This window comes from Streptomyces sp. NPDC030814 (assembly GCF_055572155.1).
Genome location: NZ_JBVIDX010000010.1, coordinates 122620 through 141058, shown reverse-complemented (window position 1 = coordinate 141058; position 18439 = coordinate 122620). Strand labels below are relative to the sequence as shown.

Annotated in this window: 19 protein-coding genes; 17 read left to right on the top strand and 2 right to left on the bottom strand. The window is 68.7% G+C overall.

All coding sequences use genetic code 11. The features are described 5' to 3' along the window. The 3 genes from ACZ43N_RS22255 to ACZ43N_RS22245 all read left to right on the top strand — a co-directional run. Positions 1-1510: site-2 protease family protein (locus ACZ43N_RS22255; protein ID WP_468099697.1), on the top strand; the 1510-nt coding region annotated here is incomplete at its 5' end. A gap of 71 nt (positions 1511-1581) precedes the next feature. Then, on the top strand, positions 1582-2484 hold the full coding sequence (locus ACZ43N_RS22250; RefSeq protein ID WP_468099695.1) for a tRNA (adenine-N1)-methyltransferase: 903 nt from the start codon (positions 1582-1584) through the stop codon (positions 2482-2484). 192 nt (positions 2485-2676) lie between these two features. After that, positions 2677-3252, top strand: a complete 576-nt coding sequence (locus ACZ43N_RS22245) for a hypothetical protein (protein WP_468099693.1) — start codon at positions 2677-2679, stop codon at positions 3250-3252. Positions 3253-3333: 81 nt separating this feature from the next. On the opposite strand, the gene ACZ43N_RS22240 is transcribed toward ACZ43N_RS22245, so the two are convergent. Continuing rightward, positions 3334-3639 carry a ferredoxin gene (locus ACZ43N_RS22240; RefSeq protein ID WP_468099692.1) on the bottom strand — a complete coding sequence of 102 codons (306 nt, stop codon included), beginning with the start codon at positions 3637-3639 and terminating at the stop codon, positions 3334-3336. 245 nt (positions 3640-3884) lie between these two features. Between ACZ43N_RS22240 and arc the strand changes: the two genes are divergently transcribed. From arc to prcA, 6 genes are all read left to right on the top strand, one after another. Continuing rightward, positions 3885-5651 (top strand): proteasome ATPase, encoded by a 1767-nt coding sequence (gene arc / locus ACZ43N_RS22235; RefSeq protein WP_468099690.1) that lies wholly within the window; start codon positions 3885-3887, stop codon positions 5649-5651. Positions 5652-5884: 233 nt separating this feature from the next. Further along, positions 5885-7396 carry a depupylase/deamidase Dop gene (dop, locus tag ACZ43N_RS22230; protein WP_468099688.1) on the top strand — a complete coding sequence of 504 codons (1512 nt, stop codon included), beginning with the start codon at positions 5885-5887 and terminating at the stop codon, positions 7394-7396. Between the two features lie 189 nt (positions 7397-7585). After that, complete coding sequence (locus ACZ43N_RS22225) at positions 7586-7804, top strand: ubiquitin-like protein Pup (RefSeq protein WP_468099686.1); 219 nt, start codon at positions 7586-7588, stop codon at positions 7802-7804. A 33-nt stretch (positions 7805-7837) separates the two neighbouring features. Beyond that, positions 7838-8431 carry an endonuclease VII domain-containing protein gene (locus ACZ43N_RS22220; protein ID WP_468099684.1) on the top strand — a complete coding sequence of 198 codons (594 nt, stop codon included), beginning with the start codon at positions 7838-7840 and terminating at the stop codon, positions 8429-8431. Next, entirely contained in the window at positions 8383-9228 is an 846-nt protein-coding gene (prcB, locus tag ACZ43N_RS22215) for a proteasome subunit beta (protein WP_359693943.1), read from the top strand. Before ACZ43N_RS22220 ends, prcB begins: the two co-directional genes overlap by 49 nt. A gap of 69 nt (positions 9229-9297) precedes the next feature. Further along, entirely contained in the window at positions 9298-10035 is a 738-nt protein-coding gene (prcA, locus tag ACZ43N_RS22210) for a proteasome subunit alpha (protein ID WP_055540797.1), read from the top strand. Positions 10036-10113: 78 nt separating this feature from the next. On the opposite strand, the gene ACZ43N_RS22205 is transcribed toward prcA, so the two are convergent. Beyond that, the gene (locus ACZ43N_RS22205; protein WP_468099682.1) at positions 10114-11127 is read right to left on the bottom strand and encodes a LacI family DNA-binding transcriptional regulator; all 1014 of its coding nucleotides are present in this window, start codon (positions 11125-11127) and stop codon (positions 10114-10116) included. Positions 11128-11282: 155 nt separating this feature from the next. Between ACZ43N_RS22205 and ACZ43N_RS22200 the strand changes: the two genes are divergently transcribed. The 8 genes from ACZ43N_RS22200 to ACZ43N_RS22165 all read left to right on the top strand — a co-directional run bounded on the left by ACZ43N_RS22200 (position 11283) and on the right by ACZ43N_RS22165 (position 18436). Further along, positions 11283-12542, top strand: coding sequence for an MFS transporter (locus tag ACZ43N_RS22200; protein ID WP_468099680.1), 1260 nt, complete (start codon positions 11283-11285; stop codon positions 12540-12542). A 9-nt stretch (positions 12543-12551) separates the two neighbouring features. Next, entirely contained in the window at positions 12552-13913 is a 1362-nt protein-coding gene (pafA, locus tag ACZ43N_RS22195; RefSeq protein ID WP_055517796.1) for a Pup--protein ligase, read from the top strand. Between the two features lie 232 nt (positions 13914-14145). Next, positions 14146-14379 carry a hypothetical protein gene (locus tag ACZ43N_RS22190; protein ID WP_468099678.1) on the top strand — a complete coding sequence of 78 codons (234 nt, stop codon included), beginning with the start codon at positions 14146-14148 and terminating at the stop codon, positions 14377-14379. Between the two features lie 151 nt (positions 14380-14530). After that, entirely contained in the window at positions 14531-15511 is a 981-nt protein-coding gene (locus ACZ43N_RS22185; protein ID WP_468099676.1) for an FKBP-type peptidyl-prolyl cis-trans isomerase, read from the top strand. A 56-nt stretch (positions 15512-15567) separates the two neighbouring features. After that, positions 15568-15939 carry an FKBP-type peptidyl-prolyl cis-trans isomerase gene (locus ACZ43N_RS22180; RefSeq protein WP_468099675.1) on the top strand — a complete coding sequence of 124 codons (372 nt, stop codon included), beginning with the start codon at positions 15568-15570 and terminating at the stop codon, positions 15937-15939. Positions 15940-16086: 147 nt separating this feature from the next. Beyond that, on the top strand, positions 16087-17040 hold the full coding sequence (locus ACZ43N_RS22175; protein WP_468099673.1) for a helix-turn-helix transcriptional regulator: 954 nt from the start codon (positions 16087-16089) through the stop codon (positions 17038-17040). A 14-nt stretch (positions 17041-17054) separates the two neighbouring features. Beyond that, positions 17055-18125, top strand: a complete 1071-nt coding sequence (locus ACZ43N_RS22170) for a helix-turn-helix transcriptional regulator (protein WP_468099671.1) — start codon at positions 17055-17057, stop codon at positions 18123-18125. 50 nt (positions 18126-18175) lie between these two features. Beyond that, entirely contained in the window at positions 18176-18436 is a 261-nt protein-coding gene (locus tag ACZ43N_RS22165) for a hypothetical protein (protein WP_468099950.1), read from the top strand. The last annotated feature ends 3 nt before the right edge of the window (positions 18437-18439 follow it).

Below are 18439 nucleotides of genomic sequence, written 5' to 3'. Positions count from 1 at the left end.
GGACGCCTTCGAGCGCTCCCACCCGGCCGGCGACGCGCGGCCCGCCCCGGACACCCAGCGGCCCGCGGACACCCAACCGTCGGGAACGCCGCAGCAGCCCGGCCACTCCGAGCAGCCGGACGCCTTCGAGCGCTCCCACCCGGCCGGCGACGCGCGGCCCGCCCCGGACACCCAGCGGCCCGCGGACACCCAACCGTCGGGAACGCCGCAGCAGCCCGACCACCCCCACCCCCCGGCCGACCCCACCCCCCTGCACAAGGACCCGCACAAGGAACCGCCGACCGGCTCCGAGGACACCGCCAGCACCCCCCGCCCCCACGCCCACACCGGCGGACCCAAGCCCCCCGAGCGGCCCAAGGAGCCCGGTGGCGGCATCCTCATGGGCCGCCCCTTCGGCGTGCCCGTGTACGTCGCGCCCAGCTGGTTCCTCGTCGCAGCCCTCATCACCTGGGTCTTCGGCGGCCAACTCGACCGCGTCCTGCCCGAACTCGGCAGCCTCCGCTACCTCGTCTCCCTCTTCTTCGCGGTCGCCTTCTACGCCTCCGTCCTCGTCCACGAACTCGCCCACACCGTCGCCGCCCTCCGCTTCAAACTCCCCGTGCGACGCATCCAGCTCCAGTTCTTCGGCGGCGTCTCCGAGATCGAGAAGGAGTCCGAGACCCCCGGCCGCGAATTCGTCCTCGCCTTCGTCGGCCCCCTCCTCTCTCTGATCCTCGCCGGCGTCTTCTACCTGGCCCTCCTCGCCGTCGAACCCGGCACCGTCCCCGGCGTCCTGCTGGCCGGCCTGATGATCTCCAACCTCATCGTCGCCGCCTTCAACCTCCTGCCCGGCCTGCCCCTCGACGGCGGCCGCATGCTCCGCGCCGTCGTCTGGAAGATCACCGGCAAACCCATGAGCGGCACCGTCGCCGCCGCCTGGGTCGGCCGCGCCCTCGCCCTCTCCGTCCTCATCGGACTGCCCTGGCTCACCCAGTCCGGACTCCTCGGCGCCGACGCCACGGACAGCGTCGGCATGGACACCGTCCTCGACGCCCTGCTCGCCGCCATCCTCGCCGCCATCATCTGGACCGGCGCCGGCAACAGCCTCCGCATGGCACGCCTGCGCGAACACCTCCCCGAACTCCGCGCCCGCGCCCTCACCCGCCGCGCCGTCCCCGTCCAGACCGACACCCCCCTCTCCGAAGCCCTCCGCCGCGCCAACGACGCCGGCGCCCGCGCCCTCGTCGTCGTCGACGCCGACGGCGAACCCATCTCCCTCGTCCGCGAGGCCGCCATCGTCGGCGTCCCCGAACACCGCCGCCCATGGGTCACCGTCAGCGGCCTCGCCCAGGACCTCACCGACGGCATGCGCGTCTCCGCGGAACTCGCCGGAGAAGAACTCCTCGACGCCCTCCGCGCCACCCCCGCCACCGAATACCTCGTCGTCGAGGAGACCGGCGAGATCTACGGCGTCCTCTCCGCAGCCGACGTGGAACGCGCCTTCGTCAAAGCCATGGCCAGGCCCTCCTGACCCGCACAGCCCCCCACCACCCGACCACCACCGTGGTCTCCCGCCCCCGCGCGGACCGGTAGGCTGGTCACATGTCCGAACCGACCGGTGCCGCCCGCCGTCGCGGGCCCTTCAAGGTCGGGGACCAGGTCCAGCTCACCGACCCCAAGGGACGCCACTACACGTTCACGCTCGAAGAGGGAAAGAACTTCCACACCCACAAGGGTTCCTTCCCGCACGACGAGCTGATCGGCGCGCCCGAGGGCAGTGTTGTCCGCACCACGGGGAACGTCGCCTACCTTGCGCTGCGCCCCCTGCTCCCCGACTACGTCCTGTCCATGCCCCGCGGTGCCGCCGTGGTCTACCCCAAGGACGCGGGGCAGATCCTCGCCTTCGCCGACATCTTCCCCGGCGCCCGCGTCGTCGAAGCCGGCGTCGGCTCCGGCTCGCTCAGCAGTTTCCTGCTGCGCGCCATCGGCGACCAGGGCATGCTGCACTCGTACGAGCGCCGCGCGGACTTCGCCGAGATCGCCCAGCAGAACGTGGAACGCTACTTCGGCGGCCCCCACCCCGCCTGGCAGCTCACCGTCGGCGACCTCCAGGACAACCTGTCCGACACCGACGTCGACCGCGTCATCCTCGACATGCTCGCCCCCTGGGAATGCCTGGAGGCCGTCTCCAAGGCACTCGTCCCGGGCGGCATCCTCTGCTGCTACGTCGCCACCACCACCCAGCTCGCCCGGACCGTCGAGTCCATCCGCGAGATCGGCTGCTTCAACGAGCCGACCGCCTGGGAGACGATGATCCGTAACTGGCACATCGAGGGCCTAGCCGTCCGCCCGGACCACCGCATGATCGGCCACACCGGCTTCCTGCTCACCGCCCGCCGCCTCGCCGACGGCGTCGAGCCCCCCATGCGCCGCCGCCGCCCCGCCAAGGGCGCCTACGGCGAGGACTACGCCGGCCCCAACGCAGACGGCGGCACCGCCCGCTGACCCGGCGAACCGAAACAACCCCCGCCGTGGCCGAGTTCCCCGCAGCGCCCGGGAACTCGGCCACGGCGCTCCTGCGTTGACGCGCCACCAGAAGGCACCGCCAACCCCACACCCCGCCGTTCCGCCCCGCTGTGACGTGTGGCACCATGCGGGTCACCCCAACCGCCACAGCCCTCTCAGGAGACGCTCCTAGTGCAGCAAACCGCGGTCCCGGAACTGGCACACGCGCACACCCGCCCGATCCACTGGCTCGCCACGGCCACCGCCCTCGCCGGAGTCGTGGCCCTGTCGTCGGCCCTCCAACCCGACGCGGCGAGAGCCGCCCAGCCCGGCCCGGAGCCCAAGCCCGCCCCGGCCGTGGTCGCCGCCCCCGACCCCGCCGACGTCTCCCTCCCCCTCGACTGCGGCCCCGTCGACGTCGTCATCAAGAAGCAGGCATCCGGAGACCTCGACGGAGACGGCCGCCCCGAAACCGTGGCCGTCGTCCACTGCGACGCCAGCATGGGCACCCCACCCGACGCCGTCTACGTCCTCACCCGCTCCACCGAGGCCGCACGACCCCGCGTCATCGCCACCCTCATCGCCCCCAAGGACCGCAACACCGTCTCCGACTTCGCCGTCCGTGACGGAGCCGTCACGGCAACCCTGCACGGCTACTCCTCCCACAAGGTGCCCAATTGCTGCCCCGACGTCACCGACGACGTCAAATGGCAATGGCGGAACGGGGCGTTCGTACGGTCGACACCCGCAGGCACCCAAAGCGTGTGACACCCCGCCCGACGGGATGCGATCACCCGGCAAACCCGGTGTGAGAAAGCAGACACAGCGTGGCGCGGAGTGGCCACCCGGTCACTCCGCGTCCGGGCCGTACACCTCGACCCTGTCCGAAACCCGACGCACGTGGATGCACTCTCCCGGACACTCCTTCGCCGAGTCCACCACGTCCGCCAGAAGCGGCAGCGGAACCGGCGTCGTCGCCCCCGGGGCCTGCAGCAACTCGTCGTCCCCGCTCTTCACATACGCCAGCCCGTCGATGTCCAACTCGAACACCTCCGGCGCGTACTGCGCGCAAATACCGTCACCGGTGCACAGGTCCTGGTCGATCCAGACCTCGAGCGCCTCGCCCACGGTCCCGGACTCCTGCCGCACGGTCATCTCTCCTGCCATTCCTCTCGCCCAGCCGGTCGGGAACCATGCAGGCCCTGACGGGTGTTGAACACTTCGACCCTACCCGGACCCGCTTCCCAATCATGTTCCGTGGGTATTCCCCTGGCGTGAGGGAGAGCGCAAGGGTGAAGATCGGACACACCCCGACCGTCTTTGTGATCTAGGGGTTTCAATCGACACCCACCCAGGTAGGGTCTGGAAGCGTCCAGCTCCCCTTGGAGGAGGTGAGGACCGTGGCAGCCCACGACGACGACATGAACCGCGGCATCCGCCCGGGACGAGGGTCCGACGACCCGGCCGGGCAGATTGCCTACCTTGAGCAGGAGATCGCCGTCCTGCGACGCAAGCTCGCCGACTCTCCGCGACACACGAGGATTCTCGAAGAGCGGATCGTCGAGCTGCAGACAAACCTGGCCGGCGTGTCCGCGCAGAACGAGCGACTCGCCAACACACTCCGTGAGGCCCGCGACCAGATCGTGGCCCTCAAGGAAGAAGTCGACCGGCTCGCACAGCCCCCGGCCGGCTTCGGTGTCTTCCTCACGGCGAACGAGGACGGCACGGCCGACATCTTCACCGGAGGCCGAAAGCTCCGCGTGAACGTCAGCCCGAGCGTCGACCTGGAAGAGCTCCGGCGCGGCCAGGAAGTGATGCTCAACGAAGCGCTCAACGTGGTCGAAGCCATGGAGTTCGAGCGCGTCGGGGACATCGTCACCCTCAAGGAGATCCTCGAGGACGGCGAGCGCGCCCTGGTGCTCGGGCACACCGACGAGGAACGGGTGGTACGGCTCGCCGAGCCGCTGCTGGACGTCACCATCCGCCCCGGCGACGCCCTGCTGCTCGAACCCCGCTCCGGCTACGTCTACGAGGTCGTCCCCAAGAGCGAGGTCGAAGAACTCGTCCTCGAAGAGGTCCCGGACATCGGCTACGAACAGATCGGTGGCCTCGGCAACCAGATCGAGGCCATCCGCGACGCGGTCGAGCTCCCGTACCTCTACCCCGACCTCTTCAAGGAGCACGAGCTGAGGCCGCCCAAGGGCGTCCTCCTCTACGGGCCGCCCGGATGCGGCAAGACGCTCATCGCCAAGGCAGTGGCCAACTCACTGGCCAAGAAGGTCGCCGAAGTGACCGGCCAGGCCGCCGGCAAGAGCTTCTTCCTCAACATCAAGGGACCCGAGCTCCTCAACAAGTACGTCGGCGAGACCGAGCGGCAGATCCGCCTCGTCTTCCAGCGCGCCAGGGAAAAGGCCAGCGAGGGCACACCCGTCATCGTCTTCTTCGACGAAATGGAATCCCTCTTCCGCACCCGCGGCTCCGGTGTCAGCTCGGACGTGGAGAACACCATCGTCCCCCAGCTGCTCGCCGAGATCGACGGTGTGGAAGGCCTCCAGAACGTGGTCGTCATCGGCGCCTCCAACCGCGAGGACATGATCGACCCCGCCATCCTGCGCCCCGGACGACTCGACGTGAAGATCAAGATCGAACGTCCCGACGCCGAGGCCGCCAAGGACATCTTCGGCAAGTACCTCACCGAACGCCTCCCGCTGCACTCCGACGACCTCGGCGAGCACGGCGGCAGCAAGGCCACCACCGTCCAGAGCATGATCCAGACGGCAGTGGAACACATGTACGCAGAATCCGAGGAAAACCGCTTCCTGGAAGTCACCTACGCCAACGGAGACAAGGAAGTCCTCTACTTCAAGGACTTCAACAGCGGCGCCATGATCGAGAACATCGTCGGCCGCGCCAAGAAGATGGCGATCAAGGACTTCCTCGAAAAGAACCAGAAGGGCCTCCGCGTCTCCCACCTCCTCCAGGCATGCGTGGACGAGTTCAAGGAGAACGAGGACCTGCCCAACACCACCAACCCGGACGACTGGGCCCGAATCTCCGGAAAGAAGGGCGAACGGATCGTCTACATCCGTACCCTGATCACCGGAAAGCAGGGCGCCGACACCGGACGCTCCATCGACACGGTGGCGAACACCGGACAGTACCTGTAAAAGACAGGGCGGCTGCGGGTGCCCTCAATGGGTACCCGCAGCCGACTGCTTTTCGGGTCACGGTTGGAGCAGTCAATGACGCAAATGATCTCCCCACCAGCGCGAAGCCGTTCTAGGCTCGTTCGTACCGCCGAGTCGCGCAGTGCGGGGACGGGCACCGCACACGCATCGGAGCGCCAGCGGTACTTGAGCAGCGCCCCCGACCGAGGGCGCCGCCGGGCAAGGAGGGCCGCATGACCGTACGGCGAGTAATGGGTATCGAGACGGAGTACGGGATCTCCGTCCCCGGCCACCCCAATGCCAATGCCATGCTCACCTCGTCCCAGATCGTCAACGCCTACGCCGCCGCGATGCACCGGGCCCGCCGGGCCCGCTGGGACTTCGAAGAGGAGAACCCGCTCAGGGACGCGCGAGGCTTCGACCTCGCCCGTGAGGCCGCCGACGCCAGCCAGCTCACCGACGAGGACATCGGCCTGGCCAACGTCATCCTCACCAACGGCGCACGCCTCTACGTCGACCACGCACACCCCGAATACAGCGCCCCCGAGGTCACCAACCCCAGGGACGCCGTCCTCTGGGACAAGGCCGGCGAACGCATCATGGCCGAAGCCGCCGAACGGGCAGCGCAGCTCCCCGGCGCCCAGCCGATCCACCTCTACAAGAACAACACCGACAACAAGGGCGCCTCCTACGGCACGCACGAGAACTACCTGATGAAGCGGGAGACCCCCTTCTCGGACATCGTGCGCCACCTCACGCCGTTCTTCGTCTCCCGCCAGGTCTTCGCCGGCGCCGGACGCGTCGGCATCGGCCAGGACGGCCACGAACACGGCTTCCAGCTCAGCCAGCGCGCCGACTACTTCGAAGTAGAGGTGGGCCTGGAGACGACCCTCAAGCGACCCATCATCAACACCCGCGACGAGCCCCACGCGGACGCGGAGAAATACCGCCGCCTTCACGTGATCATCGGTGACGCGAACCTCTCGGAGATCTCCACCTACCTGAAACTGGGCACCACCGCCCTCGTCCTCTCCATGATCGAGGACGGCTTCATCGCCGTCGACCTCGCCGTGGACCAGCCCGTACGCACCCTCCACCAGGTCTCCCACGACCCGACCCTGCAGCGCCTCATCACGCTCCGCAGCGGACGCACGCTGACCGCCGTGCAGCTCCAGATGGAGTACTACGAGCTGGCGCGCAAATACGTGGAGGAGCGGTTCGGGGCGGACGCCGACGACCAGACCAAGGACGTCCTCAGCCGTTGGGAGGACACCCTCAACCGTCTGGAGAACGACCCCATGAGCCTCTCCGGAGAGCTCGACTGGGTCGCCAAGCGGGAGCTCATGGAGGGCTACCGGCGCCGCGACGGCCTCGACTGGGACGCCGCCCGGCTCCACCTCGTCGACCTCCAGTACGCCGACGTACGGCCCGAGAAGGGCCTCTACAACCGTCTCGTGGCCCGCGGCAAGATGAAGCGCCTCCTCGACGAGACGGAGGTCGAGAGGGCCCGCACGAAGCCGCCGGAGGACACCCGCGCGTACTTCCGAGGCCGCTGCCTGGAGCAGTACGCCGACGACGTCGCGGCAGCCTCCTGGGACTCCGTGATCTTCGACCTTCCGGGCCGGGACTCGCTCCAGCGCGTTCCAACCCTCGAACCCCTTCGCGGAACGCGAAATCACGTCAAGGAGCTACTGGATCGCTGCCGCACGGCAGAAGACCTGGTCAGGGTCCTCTCCGGCAACTGAATCGGGCATCAATCGTGATCAGCCGGGCAGGGTGGAAACACCGCAGTCCGGGAATCATCGAGGTGGCCCCCGGACGTTGTGGAAACAACGGGGCCAATGTCAGACCGGGCTTGTAGGGTCTGATCATGACCGATCGGCAGGAAAGCCGACCTGCCGACCATGTCGGGCGAACTGAGCGGGGTGAGGGTTATGGCGACCAAGGACACCGGCGGCGGACAGCAGAAGGCCACCCGTTCCACTGAAGAGGTCGAGGAGCAGGCGCCCGAGGCGCAGGCCGGCGAGGACCTCAAGGAACGGCACGAGAAGCTGAGCGACGACGTGGACTCGGTTCTGGACGAGATTGATGATGTCCTCGAGGAGAATGCGGAGGACTTCGTTCGAAGTTTCGTTCAGAAAGGCGGTCAGTAGCCTTTAAATCGAAGGCTATGGGGGGCGCTCAGGTTGACAAGTGAAGACAACGTGAAGTGTTGCTCGCGGTGCAAGGAGTTCAAGCCGCGGGCAGCCTTCGCCAGTAACAAGTCGGCCCGTGATGGGCTGCAGGCCTACTGCAGGGAGTGCTGGGCGGAGTATCACCAGGCTCGGCAGCTGGCCAAGGGTAAAAATGTGCGACCGCGTGTTGAGACGCCTGAGGGGCATAAGTTCTGTCGGTGCTGCGGCCAGGTCAAGCCGCACAGTGAGTGGCATCGAAACGCAACGGCATCCGATGGCCTCTCGACAAGTTGCAAGGCGTGCCGGGCTGCCAAGGGGCGCGCAGGTCATCTGAAGCGCAACTACGGCCTCACCGAAGCCGAACGTGACGAGATGATCGCATCCCAGATGGGGCTCTGCGTGATCTGTTTGAAAGCCCCGGCCGTTCATGTGGATCACTGCCACAAGACGGGTAAGGTCCGAGGCGTACTGTGCTTCAACTGCAATTCGGCCATCGGCAAGTTGGGAGATGATCCCGACGCTGTTCGTCGGGCTGCCGCCTACTTGGAAGGATCCTCGTGGAAGCCAACACTCGTAGCACCGGGCGTCTACCAGCTGCCTTCCTGACGCCTGGGTCGTCGTCCTTCATGGACTTCCTGTCGGAGCACCAGCCGGAGCTGCTGCCCGGCAAGCGGCAGCTGCCGCCGACCCAGGGCGTGATCGAGGCCCCGCACGGCACGACGATCGTGGCCGTGACGTTCCCCGGCGGCGTGGTGCTCGCCGGTGACCGGCGGGCCACGATGGGGAACATGATCGCGCAGCGGGACATCGAGAAGGTGTTCCCGGCGGACGAGTACTCGGCGGTGGGTATCGCCGGTACGGCCGGTCTGGCCGTGGAGATGGTCAAGCTGTTCCAGCTGGAGCTGGAGCACTTCGAGAAGGTCGAGGGGGCGCAGCTCTCGCTGGAGGGCAAGGCGAACCGGCTGTCGACCATGATCCGTTCCAACCTCGGCATGGCCATGCAGGGCCTGGCGGTCGTCCCGCTCTTCGCGGGGTACGACGTGGACCGGGAGAAGGGCCGGATCTTCTCGTACGACGTGACGGGTGGCCGTTCCGAGGAGAGCGGTTACGCGGCAACGGGTTCCGGTTCGATCTTCGCGCGCGGTGCCATGAAGAAGCTCTTCCGTGAGGATCTGACCGAGGAGCAGGCCACGACGCTCGTGGTGCAGGCCCTGTATGACGCGGCTGACGACGACTCGGCGACCGGTGGTCCCGATGTCGCCCGCCGGATCTACCCGATCGTCACCGTGATCACCGAGGACGGCTTCCGTCGGCTCACCGACGAGGAGTCCTCCGGGATCGCCCGCTCGATCCTGGAGCGGCGTCTGGAGCAGCCGGACGGTCCGCGGGCCGCGCTGCTCTAGCCGGTCCGGCGCAGACGGCCCTCTTATCAAGGTGATCCAGTGACTTCGACAGAAAGGGACGGATAACCGGTGTCGACGCCGTTCTATGTCTCACCCCAGCAGGCGATGGCCGACCGGGCGGAGTACGCCCGCAAGGGCATCGCCCGTGGCCGCAGCCTGGTCGTGCTGCAGTATGCCGACGGCATTGTGTTCGTCGGCGAGAACCCGTCCCGTGCGCTGCACAAGTTCAGCGAGATCTATGACCGGATCGGTTTCGCGGCCGCCGGTAAGTACAACGAGTACGAGAACCTGCGGATCGGTGGTGTGCGCTATGCGGACCTGCGGGGGTACACCTACGACCGTGACGATGTGACCGCTCGCGGTCTCGCGAACGTCTACGCCCAGACGCTGGGCACGATCTTCTCCTCGGCGGCCGAGAAGCCGTACGAGGTGGAGTTGGTCGTGGCCGAGGTGGGGGAGACGCCCGAGGGTGATCAGATCTATCGCCTGCCGCATGACGGTTCGATCGTCGACGAGCACGGTTCGGTGGCGGTGGGTGGTAACGCGGAGCAGATCAGCAGCTATCTGGATCAGCGTCACCAGGACGGTATGTCCCTGGCGGAGGCGCTGAAGCTGGCGGTCCAGGCGCTGTCCCGTGACACCAACGGTACGCAGCGGGAGATCCCCGCGGAGCGTCTGGAGGTGGCGGTCCTCGACCGTACGCGTCCCCAGCAGCGCAAGTTCAAGCGGATCGTCGGCCGTCAGCTGGCCCGTCTTCTGGAGACGGACGGCGCGTCCACGGAGGCCGAGAGCTCCGAGGAGGAGTAGGGCGGGAGGCCGGCAGTAGCCCGCCCGTAGTGCGCCCCGGTCGACCATGGCCGGGGCGCGCGGCGTTGGAGGGGGTCGTCAAGTCGCTGCTTGCGCCGTGGAGCCCCGAACGACGAGTTCCACGGGAATGTCTCCCTCCTTCGGTGTGCGGCCCTCCAGGACGGCGAGGAGGGCCGTCATGCCGCGTTCTCCGAAGGTTTCGGCGTCGAGGCGTACGGTCGTGAGTTCGGGGTCGAGTGCGGTGGCGAGTCCGAGGTCGTCGACGCCGGTGACGGAGATGTCCTCGGGGATCCTGAGGCCGAGGCGCCGTAGGGCCTTGTACGCGCCGGCGGCGAGTTTGTCGTCGTCGCAGACCAGTGCGGTGGGGCGGGGTCCCGGCCCGGCGAGCGCGGTTTCGGTGGCGGCCAGGGCGCCCTCGATGGAGATGGGTGCGGCGGCCGTTCGCAGGGTGGTGCCGGTGACCGTTGCGACGCGCGTGGCGAGTTCCTCTGCGCGTACCTCGAACGTCCAGGAGGGGACGTCGGCGGCGAGGTGCAGGAAGTGGCGGTGGCCCAGTGCGAGCAGGTGGTCGGCCACCTGTCGTGCCCCGTCCCGGATGTCGAGGTTGACGGTGGCGGCTGGGTGGCTGCCCCGGGGGTCGCTGTCGAGCATCACCAGGGGCAACTGGTCGCCGCGGATGGCGCTGAGTGCGTCGGCGGCCATGGAGGAGGCGATGACGCCGTCGAGGGCGGCCTGTGCGGAGGCGAAGGGGTTGCGGGCGGGGCCGACGCCTTCGGGGGAGGGGTAGAGGACGACGCCGAAGCCGTGTTGGGCGGCGATTCTGGCGGCTCCGGTGTAGACGCCGCCGAAGAACTCGGTGGTGAGGGCGGGGACGACGAGGAGGACGGTGCGGGTGCGGCCGAGGCGGAGGTTGCGGGCGGCGAGGTTGGGCCGGTAGCCGAGTTCGCGGGCGGCTTCGCGTACGCGTTCGGCGGTGGTCTCGGAGACGCGTCCGCGCCATTTGTCGCCGAGGACGAGGGAGACGGCGGCCTGGGAGACTCCGGCGGCCTGGGCGACGTCACGGCTCGTGGGCCGTGTGGTACCTCGTGCCACCGTGGGCGTGCTCCTTCGTGGGACTCGTGCCTATGGACTCGTGGTCAGGCTCATGGTACGTATGGCAGAGGACGTTATACGTAACACTTCCCCGTCGGATCCGTCCGGACCGGCGGGAGTCGATGAGTCGACGAGAGTCGTCCGAGGGGCGGAACATGGCAGCCGGATACCTGGAGATCCTCAGGGCGCGGCACGCCGCGCGTCTGTTGGCGGGCACGTTGGTGGGGCGGTTGCCGAACGCGACGGCCGCGATCGCCGTGGTGCTGTTCGTGCGTGCTGAGGGCGGGTCGTACAGCCTGGCGGGGGCTCTGGCCGCCGTGTACGGCGTGGCGAACGCGGTGGGTCAGCCGTTGCTGGGCCGGCTGGTGGACGTGCGCGGGCAGCCGCGTGTGCAGCTGCCCGCGGCCCTGGTGTCGGCCCTCGGGATGACCGTCTTCGCCCTGTCGGGCCTGGAGCCCTTGCCGGTCGCGTATCTCGCCATGGCGGTCGCGGGAGGGTTCACGCCTCCGCTGGAGGGCGGGCTGAGGGCGCTGTGGTCGTCGGTCCTGCGCCGGGAGGATCAGGTGCACACGGCGTACGCGATGGACGCGGTGGCCCAGGAGGTCATGTTCACCGTGGGGCCGCTGCTGGTGACGCTGTGCGTGTCGCTGTGGTCCGCGGCGGCCGCGCTGGTCGTGCTCAGCGTCATCGGGGTGCTGGGGGCGCTGTGGGTGGTGGTCTCGCCGCCGTCGCGGGCGTGGCGGTCGGCGCCGCGGGAGGCGCACTGGCTGGGTGCGCTGCGTTCGCCGGGGATGTTGGTGCTGCTGGGCGCGTTCCTGTTCGTGGGTATCGCGCTGGGTTCGATCACCGTCGCGGCGATGTCGTACGCGGACGGTCGTGGCGGTGACGCGGTGTACGGCTGGCTGATGGCGGGTGTGGGGCTGGGTGCGCTGGTCGGTGGTACGGCGTACGGGGCGCGGCGGTGGAGTGGGGCGCCGGAGCGGCGGCTGCAGGTGCTGGTGGGGCTGCTGGCGGTCTGCTACGTGCCGCTGACGCTGATGCCGGGTCCGGTCGGGATGACGGGGCTGACGACGCTCGCGGGGGTGTTCCTGGCGCCGGCGATCGCGTGTGGGTTCGTGCTGGTGGACCGGCATGCGCCGCGGGGCACGGTGACGGAGGCGTTCTCGTGGATCGTGACGACGTTCACCGTGGGCCAGTCGGTGGGTACGGCGGTGGCGGGGCCGGTCGTGGAGTGGGGCGGGACGCTGTGGGGCTTCGTGGTGCCGGGTGCCGCGGGGGCCGTGTCGCTGCTGGTTCTGCTGGTGACGGGACGGGTTCTGGCTGTTCCTTCGGGGGGTGCGGTCGTTGCGGTCTCATCGGAAAATGATCCAAACCGTGCTGCCGAACCCCGTTTCAGGTCGGTGGATCGGGCGTAATGTTCAGTCATGGACCGCCGCATTTTCGGGCTGGAGAACGAGTACGGCGTCACGTGCACGTTCAGGGGACAGCGCCGTCTGTCTCCTGACGAGGTGGCGCGGTACCTCTTCCGCCGTGTCGTGTCATGGGGCCGCAGCAGCAATGTGTTTCTGCGGAACGGGGCCCGCCTCTATCTCGACGTGGGCTCACATCCGGAATACGCGACACCCGAATGTGACAACGTGACCGAGCTGGTCACTCACGACAAGGCCGGCGAGCGCATTCTGGAAGGACTGCTGGTCGACGCCGAACGCCGCCTGCACGAGGAGGGAATCGCGGGCGACGTCTACCTCTTCAAGAACAACACGGACTCGGCGGGCAACTCATATGGTTGCCATGAGAACTATTTGGTGGCGCGGCACGGGGAGTTCTCCCGGCTCGCGGACATCCTCATCCCGTTCCTGGTCACGCGGCAGTTGCTGTGTGGCGCGGGCAAGGTGCTGCAGACTCCGCGCGGTGCCGTGTACTGCGTGAGTCAGCGCGCGGAGCACATCTGGGAGGGCGTCAGCTCGGCGACGACGCGTTCCCGGCCGATCATCAACACGCGGGACGAGCCGCACGCGGACGCGGAGCGGTATCGCCGGCTCCATGTGATCGTGGGCGACTCGAACATGTCCGAGACGACCATGCTGCTGAAGGTCGGCGCCACCGACCTGGTGCTGCGCATGATCGAGGCGGGCACGGTCATGCGTGATCTGACGCTGGAGAACCCGATCCGGGCGATCCGGGAGGTCAGTCATGACATCACGGGCCGGCGCAAGGTGCGGCTGGCCAGTGGCCGGGAGGCGTCCGCCCTGGAGGTGCAGCGCGAGTACTTCGAGAAGGCCGTGGACTTCTGCGAGCGGCGCGGTATCCGTACGGGCACCGTGGAGCAGGTCCTGGAGCTGTGGGGCCGCACGCTGGACGCGATCGAGGCCGAGGATCTGGACCGGATCGGTACCGAGATCGACTGGGTGATGAAGTACAAGCTCATCGAGCGGTACCGGGCCAAGCACAACATGACCATGTCGCATCCGCGGGTCGCGCAGATAGACCTCGCGTATCACGACATCCACCGTCGTCGTGGTTTGTACTACCTCCTGGAGAGGAAAGGTCAAGCCGCCCGGATCTGCAATGACTTGAAGATCTTCGAGGGCAAGTCGGTTCCGCCGCAGACGACTCGGGCGCGGCTGCGTGGTGACTTCATCCGGCGGGCGCAGGAACAGCGCCGGGATTTCACGGTCGACTGGGTGCATCTGAAGCTCAACGACCAGGCGCAGCGCACGGTGTTGTGCAAGGACCCGTTCCGTTCGGTGGACGACCGGGTGGAGAAGTTGATCGCCGGAATGTGACCACGTGCCGGTCGGCCGGTGCGCGTGACCGTGTGGGATCCCGATGCCCGGAGGCGCTTGTGCCTCCGGGCATCGGCGTTTTCTCGCCGCTGCTGTGAATGATCTCGCTCGCGCCGGATCGGACAATCATGTGTGACCCGGCCGGATGGGCGCCGGTACGCCCTCCGGCCCGCCGCCGCGTGAATTCACGTGCACGTAGGCGTGACGTGCTGTTAGGTCCTGGCCAGCCGTCGTGTCTAAGGAGACCTTCGACAAGGGCGCGTCCCTCGTCGTCTTCGGCAGTGAGTACGAGGCCGTCGACTCGGAGACCGACCCGGCCCTGACGCCCAACTTCCTCTACCGGGAGACCGGCGACACCGTCGTCGACGCCACCTACGCGCGCGGTGCGCACGACGGGGGCCCCGCCGAACGGATGGACCGGGCGAAGTTCCTCGGAGAGCTCCGCCGGCTGGACGGGGACTCCTGACCGGCGGCCGGTGAGCCGTACACGCGCATGACGTCGCCCCGGGCCGGTTTCCCGGCCCGGGGCGACGGCGTGTCGTGCGGTGAAGCGTTCCTGGAGCGCGTAGGTCGTAGAGTGGCGGCCATTGTCCCCACCCCCGACCCCAGTTGGACTGATGAACTACAACACGAAACGACGCGTGGCCGCACTGCTGGCCGTTCCCGCCCTGTTGTTCACCGCCGCGTGCGGATCGGACGACGACAGCAGCGCCGACGCGGCGGGAGGCGTCGCCGAGGTCAAGGGGAAGGTCGGGGCCGAGCCCGAGATCTCTGTGCCCAAGGGCGGCGAGCCGTCCGAGAAGACCGTGGTGAAGACGGTCTCGAAGGGCAGTGGAACTCCGATCAAGGCTTCGGACTTCGTCCGGCTGGACTGGACCGTCGAGAAATGGGGCGACGGCAAGGCGCTCGGCGGCACCTGGGCCGCGGCCTCGACCGGCGACACCAAGGCCCGACGGCAGTCCGTCGAGCAGATCGGCAAACCGAGCCAGCAACTGCCCCCGAAGGTTCTCGACGCAGTGAAGGGGAAGAAGCCCGGCAGTCGGGTCATGGTGCAGGGCACCGCGGGTGACCTGATCGGCCAGAGTCTGAACACCTCCTCCGGGATCGCCGCGACGGACGTACTGGTCTGGGTCCTGGACCCGGTCGGTGCCACCACCGTCGACGCCAAGGCCGAGGTCAAGGGCGAGCAGGAGGCCCCCGAGGCGGGCATGCCCGAGGTCGACGCCCCGTCGCAGAAGGCGGCGACCATCACGATCCCCAAGGGGGTCAAGGCTCCCAAGGACCTCGAGCAGCAGGTGCTGATCAAGGGCAGCGGCGAGAAGGTCGAGGCCGGTCAGGGTCTCGTCGCCCAGTACACCGGGGTCAAGTGGGAGGACGGGAAGAAGTTCGACTCCTCCTGGGACCACGGTGGCGCCACCGCCTTCCAGATCGGCACCGGTTCGGTGGTGGCGGGCTGGGACCAGGGCCTCGTCGGCAAGAAGGTGGGCGACCGGGTGCTGCTGGTGATCCCGCCCTCGCTCGGCTACGGCGCGAGCCCCGACAGTGAGCTGGCCAAGAACACGCTGGTCTTCGTAGTGGACATCCTTGGCGTCGTCTGACCGCGTTCGTCTGTGAGACTGGTCCCGACGCACGTCACGCAACAAGGAGTGATGAAGTGAGCATTGACAAGCCCGAGATCGACTTCCCCGGTGGCGAGCCCCCGAAGGACCTTGAGATCAAGGACATCTGGGAGGGCGAGGGCGAGGTCGCGCAGGCGGGCCAGACCGTCACCGTGCATTACGTGGGCGTGGCCTTCAGCACCGGCGAGGAGTTCGACGCCAGCTGGAACCGTGGCACGCCGTTCCGTTTCCCGCTCGGTGGCGGCCGTGTCATCAAGGGCTGGGACCAGGGCGTGCAGGGCATGAAGGTCGGAGGCCGCCGCCAGCTGACCATCCCGGCGCACCTCGCCTACGGCAACCAGAGCCCGACCCCGGCGATCAAGCCCGGCGAGACGCTGATCTTCGTGGTCGACCTGCTCGGGGTCTGATCGCCGTACGACCGGAGCGGCCCGTTCCTGCGATCGGAGCCGACCACCTGGGGTCCATGCCTGTCCGGGCATGGGCCCTCGGCTTTTGCCGCGACGCTCGGTAGCGGTACGGTCGTGCCGCAGAAGCACCCCTAGGGAAGGGCGTCGATGGCCATTGCCAAGGCCGAGCGGTTGATGAACCTGGCGCTGTGTCTGCTGGGGACGCGCCGGCCGCTCAGCAAGCGTGAGCTGCGGGAGTCCATCGAGGCCTATCTGGAAGCCGGGTCCGACGACTCCTTCAACCGCATGTTCGAGCGCGACAAGGACGATCTGCGCGAACTCGGCCTGGTCATCGAGACGGTGGAGAACCTGGACGGCGAGGTCGGCTACCAGGCCCGCCGTGACAGCAACAGTCTCCCGCCCATCACCCTCGACGCCGAAGAGGCCGCAGCGCTCGGGCTCGCGGCCAAGGTGTGGCAGCAGGCCCGGCTCGCGGGAGCCGCGAGCGGCGCCCTGCAGAAGCTGCGCGCGGCCGGTCTCCCGGAGGACGTCGACCCGTACGAGGCCCATGGGGCGCTGGAGCCGCGCATCCCCGTGCACGAGGCCGCCTTCGAGCCGCTGATGCTGGCCTGCCGGGACCGCCGTCCGGTCGTGTTCGAGTACCGCAAGGCCACCGCCGCCCGGCCCGAGCCCCGTCATGTGGAGCCGTGGGCGCTGGAGTGCTGGCGCGGGCACTGGTACCTCGCCGGTTACGACCGGGACCGGGGCGCCGAGCGGGTCTTCCGGCTCTCGCGGATCACCGGCAAGGTGCGCAGCCGGGGCGGCGCCTTCACCGCCGAGGTCCCGGACGTCGTCACGGTACGGGAGACCGTCGCGAGCTGGGCGGGGGAGACCGCCGACCGCTCCGCACTGATCCGGCTCCGCTCGGGCGCCGGTTACCCCTTGCGGGCGAAGGCCACCGCTGTGCGGGAACTCGGCGACGGCTGGGATGAGTTGGAGATTCCGTACGGGCACGGTCTGGATGCCTGGCTGGTCGAGTTCGGACCCGATGTGGTGGTCCTGGAGCCCGCCGAGCTACGGGCCGACGTGGTGGACCGGCTGCGTGCCGTGGCCAAAGGTTGAGGGGACGTAAGAGAGTGGTGGGAAAACCGGCCCGGCCGGCGAACGCCATCGACCAGACCCGGCGCATGCTCTCCCTGGTGACGTATCTGCGGGAGCGCCCCGGCGCCCGGATCGAGGACGTGGCCCGTGCCTTCGGGATCACCGAGGACGAACTGGTGTCGGACCTCGATGTGCTGCCCATGTGCGGGACCAGCTTCCGCGGCGGTGACCTGCTCGACATCGACACCGACGGTGAGCGGATCTGGTGGCACAACCCGGCCGCGCTCGGCGCGGAGGCCGCCGAGCCGCTGAGGCTGGCCGCCGACGAGGCCACCGCCCTGCTCGTGGCCGCCCGTGCGGTGGCGACGCTGCCCGGCCTGCGCGAGAGCGACCGGCAGGCGCTGCTGCGGGCCACCGCCAAGGTGGAGACGGCCGCGGGCGAGGCCGCCGGGGCCAGCTCCCGGCTGTCGGTGACCTTCGAGTCGGAGGGCGGTGTGTTCGCGGACGTCGACCGGGCCATCTCGGAGCGCCGCCGGCTGTGGATCCGGTACTACTCGCCGGCCCGTGACGAGGTCACCGAACGGGAGATCGACCCGATTCGCCTGGTCAGCGTGGGTCACACCTATGTCGAGGCGTGGTGCCGCCGCTCGGAGGCGCGCCGTACGTTCCGGCTCGACCGGGTCGCCGAGATCAAGATCCTCGACGAGCCGTCCGCGCCGCCCGAGATCGAGCTGCGGGATCTGTCGGAGGCGCTGGTGCAGCCCGCCGCGGAGGATCCGGAGGTCGTCGTGGAGGTCGGACCCGGCGGGCGGTGGGTCGCCGAGTACTACCCGCACGACAGCGCCGAGGAGCTCCCTGACGGCGGGCTGCGCATCACCCTGCGGACCCCGGACCCGGCTTCGCTGCGGCGTCTCGCGCTGCGGCTCGGGCCGGACGGCCGGATCGTCACGCCTCAGGACCTGGCCGACAGTGCCCGCCGCGCGGCCCGCGAGGCCCTGGCGGGCTACGACGAGGTCATATCGGCGTACGACGGGCTCGACGCCCGGCCCGGTGCGCCCACGGTGGTTCGGGAGCGGCAGTACTACGGGCAGGAGCGAGGGCTGTGAACGGCGGGTCGGCTGTGTCTGGTGTGCAGGGTGTGCCTGGTGTGCAGGAGATGTCCGCGGCGGTCGCCTTCGCGGGTATGAAGCGGGTGGTCGATGTGGTGTTCAGGGCTGGATGCCCTGACTGCCGTGCCCATGTCGAACTCGGTGCGAGCGCGCTGCGCCTGGCCATCGGCGCCACCAGCAAGACCACGTTCTACTCCTTCACCTGCCCGGAGTGCGGTGTCGCCGTCCGCAAACCGGCCGGGGAGCGCATCGTCGAGCTGCTGACCGGGGGCGGCGTGCGGACGCTGCGGCTGCATTCGCCGGGCTAGGGT

Bases quoted from the DNA above. Each gene is read 5' to 3' on its own strand.
- ACZ43N_RS22250 (WP_468099695.1), top strand. From the start codon at position 1,582: ATGTCCGAACCGACCGGTGCCGCCCGCCGTCGCGGGCCCTTCAAGGTC.
- ACZ43N_RS22240 (WP_468099692.1), bottom strand. From the start codon at position 3,639: ATGACCGTGCGGCAGGAGTCCGGGACCGTGGGCGAGGCGCTCGAGGTC.
- dop (WP_468099688.1), top strand. From the start codon at position 5,885: ATGACCGTACGGCGAGTAATGGGTATCGAGACGGAGTACGGGATCTCC.
- ACZ43N_RS22225 (WP_468099686.1), top strand. From the start codon at position 7,586: ATGGCGACCAAGGACACCGGCGGCGGACAGCAGAAGGCCACCCGTTCC.
- ACZ43N_RS22200 (WP_468099680.1), top strand. From the start codon at position 11,283: ATGGCAGCCGGATACCTGGAGATCCTCAGGGCGCGGCACGCCGCGCGT.
- pafA (WP_055517796.1), top strand. From the start codon at position 12,552: ATGGACCGCCGCATTTTCGGGCTGGAGAACGAGTACGGCGTCACGTGC.
- ACZ43N_RS22185 (WP_468099676.1), top strand. From the start codon at position 14,531: ATGAACTACAACACGAAACGACGCGTGGCCGCACTGCTGGCCGTTCCC.
- ACZ43N_RS22175 (WP_468099673.1), top strand. From the start codon at position 16,087: ATGGCCATTGCCAAGGCCGAGCGGTTGATGAACCTGGCGCTGTGTCTG.
- ACZ43N_RS22165 (WP_468099950.1), top strand. From the start codon at position 18,176: ATGTCCGCGGCGGTCGCCTTCGCGGGTATGAAGCGGGTGGTCGATGTG.